Origin of the sequence: Craterilacuibacter sp., from assembly GCF_051659485.1 — a bacterium.
Taxonomy (GTDB): domain Bacteria; phylum Pseudomonadota; class Gammaproteobacteria; order Burkholderiales; family Chromobacteriaceae; genus Craterilacuibacter.
Map to the genome: position 1 here is coordinate 1 of NZ_JBOFOO010000356.1, position 4,363 is coordinate 4,363.

The window sequence follows — 4,363 nt, forward strand, 5'->3', positions numbered from 1 at the left end:
TATCTGGCCTGCAAGAAGAAGCAAAGCTTGTTTATATCAATACCTAAGCGCAGAGCCGGCCATGGAAGTGATGGCCGGCGTGAGCCGAGCCAGCAGTCCTGAAAGTTATTTGCTTTTCATTTTCCGTATTGAGCAAACTATGCCGCTTTAGCTGCGTGGTATTTTGGCAAAGCTTGCGATTCTAACGCGTTCTGCGTCGCTAAGAAATCAGGCTATAGCTGCTTGATGCGATATTTCCCGACCTTGGGGGATGAAAATTATCATCTAAACCTTCATGCCTGTGGGATGTGTACATGCATGTCGCAAAACGGGAATGCGTGGGCTAAGGCTGCATCTACAATGCGCCGATACTACCCCATGACCATATAACAAAGGGAAGCCCCATGTCGTTTAGCAACAAGACCGAACTTGTCAGCCTGATTGCCGATATCCAGGGTCTGGCTCGGCAAAAGCTATCCCCTGCCGAGGCGGTCAGCCTGCTTCCTGTTTTCCCCGTTTATTTCGAAGAAACCGAATATGCCGATTTGTCGCGGCAATCGGCGCAAGATCTGGTGGGGGTCGTGCTGGCTCATTACGAGTTCGCCAGCCAGCGTATGCCGGGTCAAACCAAGGTTCGTATCTACAATCCGGACTTCGAGCGGGATGGCTGGCAGAGCACGCATAGCGTGATCGAGATAGTCAACGACGACATGCCTTTCCTGATTGATTCGGTCGCCATGTTTCTGGCGCGCCACAGTCTCAACCTGCATTTGCTGGTGCATCCGGTCGTGGCTGTGGCGCGGGATGCTGCAGGCCAGTTGCTGGAGATCAAGCGTACCGAAGACCGTGCCTTGCCGCTGGAGTCGCTGATTCATGTGCAAATTGACCGTGTCAGCGATGAAGCACGACTGGAGGCGCTACAGCGTGAGCTGACGCATGTGTTGGGCAGCATCCAGCTGGCGGTGCGTGACGAGCCGGTGATGCGCGAGCGCGTCAACACCTTGTGTGAAGAGCTGGGAACGCAAGGCGAGCAGGGGCAGGAAGCGCTGGCCTTTTTGCAATGGATGGCGGCCAATCATTTCCTGTTCATGGGGTATTGCAGCTACGATCTGGTCAAGCGTGATGGCAAGGATAGCCTGAAAATCGTTAAGGATTCTGGCTTGGGCATCCTCGAAGATCAGGGGGGCAAGGAGTATTCAGCTAGTTTTGATGCTTTGCCGCAAGAGCTGCGCGAGCTGGCACACCTGCCGCAGCGCATTATTCTGAATAAATCGCAATCGCGTTCCATTATTCATCGTCCGGCTTATATGGACTTTGTCGGTATCAAGCGCTTTAACGCTGACGGCGAGGTCATTGGTGAGTCCCGTCTATTGGGGCTTTACACTGCGAGCGCCTATCAGGCGGCGTTGCGCGAAATTCCTATTTTGCGCGAGAAGCTGGCTTATGTAACCGAGAGCTGCGACTTTGTCGATAACAGTTACAAGTCCAAGACGCTGAGTTTTGTGCTGGAAACCTATCCGCGTGACGAGTTGTTCGAAATCCAGGCGGAAACCCTGCTGCCGATTGCCGAAGGCATCGTCAACCTGCAGGAGCGCCCGCGCGTTCGCCTGTTTGTGCGCAAGGACCGTTATCACCGCTATGTCAGCTGTCTGGTCTATGTGCCGCGCGACAGCTTCAGCACCGAAGTCCGCCTCAATATTGAAAAAGTCCTGCTAAGTGCGTTCAATGGCAGTGCTGCCGAGTTCAGCGTCCAGATCGGTGATGGTGTGCTGGCTCGTGTGCACTACATTATCCGGACCCAGGCAGCCGACTTGCCGGCATACCGCGAAGCAGATATTGAGCTGGATATTGCCCGTGTGGTACGTGGCTGGGTCGACGAGTTGTCGGTACAGCTGACTGAAGCGCACGGTGAAGAGCAGGGTAATGCCTTGTTCGGCTTGTATAAGGCCGCCTTTCCCGTGGCCTACCGCGAAGAATTCAGCGTACGCAGCGCAGTGCTTGATATCCAGCATATCGCACAGGTGAATAGTGAAGAGCCGTTGGCGATCAAATTGTATCGTCCGTTTCACCGGGCGGCGCAGCAGTTCAATCTCAAGTTGTTCCGTTGCGGATCGCCGCTGGGCTTGTCGGCCAGCATGCCGATTCTGGAGAACATGGGCGTCAAGGTTCAGGACGAGCATCCCTACCGTGTCGAGCGGGCCGATGGCAGCACAGTGTGGATTTCCGATTTCGGCCTTGATCTGGGCGCGGCTTACCGCCAGATGACGGATGAAGACGTTCAGCAGGACTTCCAGCAGTTGCTGGCTCAGGTATTTGCCGGTCGTTGCGAGAGTGATGGTTTTAACCGTCTGGCGTTACTGGCGGGACTTAATTGGCGCGAAATTACGCTGGTGCGTGCCCTGGCAAAATATCTGCGTCAGGCAGGGCTGACTTTTAGTCAGGCCTATATCGAGCAGTGTGTGGCTAATTACCCGCTGATTACCCGTCGTCTGGTCGAACTGTTCGAGGCGCGTCTGGATCCGGTACGGCGTGACGAGGCACGTGCCGCCGCGCTACGTACCGAGCTTGCTTCCTTGCTGGACCAAGTGTCCAATCTGGACGAAGACCGTATTCTGGGCGGCTTTTTGACCGTGATTCTGGCGACGCGCCGCACGAACTTGTGGCAGGCGGATGCACAGGGACAGGTCAAGTCGTATATCTCGTTCAAGCTTGAGTCGGCCGCCATTCCTTTCCTGCCGCAGCCGCGCCCCCTGTTTGAAATCTGGGTCTACAGCCCGCGTGTTGAAGGCGTGCATCTGCGTGGCTCCAAGGTCGCGCGTGGCGGCTTGCGCTGGTCTGACCGCATGGAAGACTTCCGCACCGAAGTGCTGGGCCTGGTCAAGGCGCAGATGGTGAAAAACTCGGTCATCGTACCCATGGGCTCCAAGGGCGGCTTCGTCTGCAAGCAATTGCCGGCGCCATCCGAGCGCGAAGCCTTTATGGCCGAGGGTATTGCCTGCTACAAGATCTTTATTTCCGCCTTACTGGATCTGACCGACAATCTGGTGACCGGTGAGATTGTGCCGCCGGCCTCGGTGGTTCGTCTCGATGCCGATGATCCGTATCTGGTGGTGGCTGCCGACAAGGGAACTGCAACGTTCTCCGATATCGCCAACGGCGTATCGGCCGCTTATGGTTTCTGGCTGGGTGATGCCTTTGCCTCGGGTGGCTCTGCCGGTTACGACCACAAGGGTATGGGAATTACCGCACGCGGCGCATGGGAAGCGGTGAAGCGCCACTTCCGCCATTTGGGCAAGGATATCCAGCGCGAAGACTTCAGCGTGATCGGTATCGGCGATATGGCCGGTGATGTCTTTGGCAACGGCATGCTCTTGTCCGAGCATATCTGCCTGAAGGCGGCATTCAACCACCTGCATATCTTTCTCGACCCCAATCCGCATGCGGCCAGCAGCTTTGCCGAGCGTGCGCGCCTGTTCAATTTGCCGCGCTCCTCGTGGACCGACTACAACCGCGAGCTGATCTCGGCGGGTGGCGGCATTTTCGAGCGCTCGGCCAAATCCATTCCTTTATCGGCCGAAGTCCGCGCCTGGCTGAAGACCGAGCGCGAGAGCATGGCGCCGAACGAGCTGATCCACGAGATCCTCAAAGCGGAAGCCGATCTGCTGTACAACGGCGGCATCGGTACTTACGTCAAGGCGGTGAGCGAGAGCCATGCCGACGTGCGTGACCGTGCCACCGATGCGCTGCGGGTCAATGGCGGCGAGCTTAACGTCAAGGTGGTGGGTGAGGGCGGTAATCTGGGCTGCACCCAAAAAGGGCGTATCGAGTTTGCACTCAAGGGCGGCCTGATCTGTACCGATGCGATCGACAACTCGGCCGGGGTGGATTGCTCCGATCACGAAGTCAATATCAAGATCCTGCTGGGTAGCGTGATGCAAGAGGGTGATATGACCCTGAAGCAGCGCAACGAACTGCTGGCCGAGATGACCGCTGAAGTCGGCCATCTGGTATTGCGCAACAACTATCTGCAGACGCAGATTCTGGCGGTTAACCGCCTGAATGCACCGCAGATGCTGGGTGCACAGTCCCGCATGATGCTGGCCATGGAAAAGGCCGGCGAGCTGAACCGTGCGCTGGAGTATCTGCCGACTGATATCCAGCTGGCCGAACGCCGGGCACTGCGTAGCGGCCTGACTACGCCGGAAGTGGCGGTCTTGCTGGCGTATAGCAAGATCACGCTGGATCAGGCTTTGCTGGCATCCGATTTGCCGGATGATGCCGACTTCCTGCCGATTCTGGTTGACTACTTCCCGGGCCCGCTCAAGACACGCTTTGGCGCCGCGATGAAGTCGCACTACCTCAAGCGCGAGATCATCTCCAACCA

The 4,363-nt window shown here is 56.9% G+C and carries 1 protein-coding gene; it reads left to right on the plus strand.

Annotation, left to right across the window (positions count from 1 at the left end):
* Window positions 1-383: 383 nt before the first annotated feature.
* Window positions 384-4,363 (plus strand): NAD-glutamate dehydrogenase (locus ACRC1E_RS12120; RefSeq protein ID WP_438515349.1); only part of this gene is annotated, 3,980 nt, incomplete at its 3' end.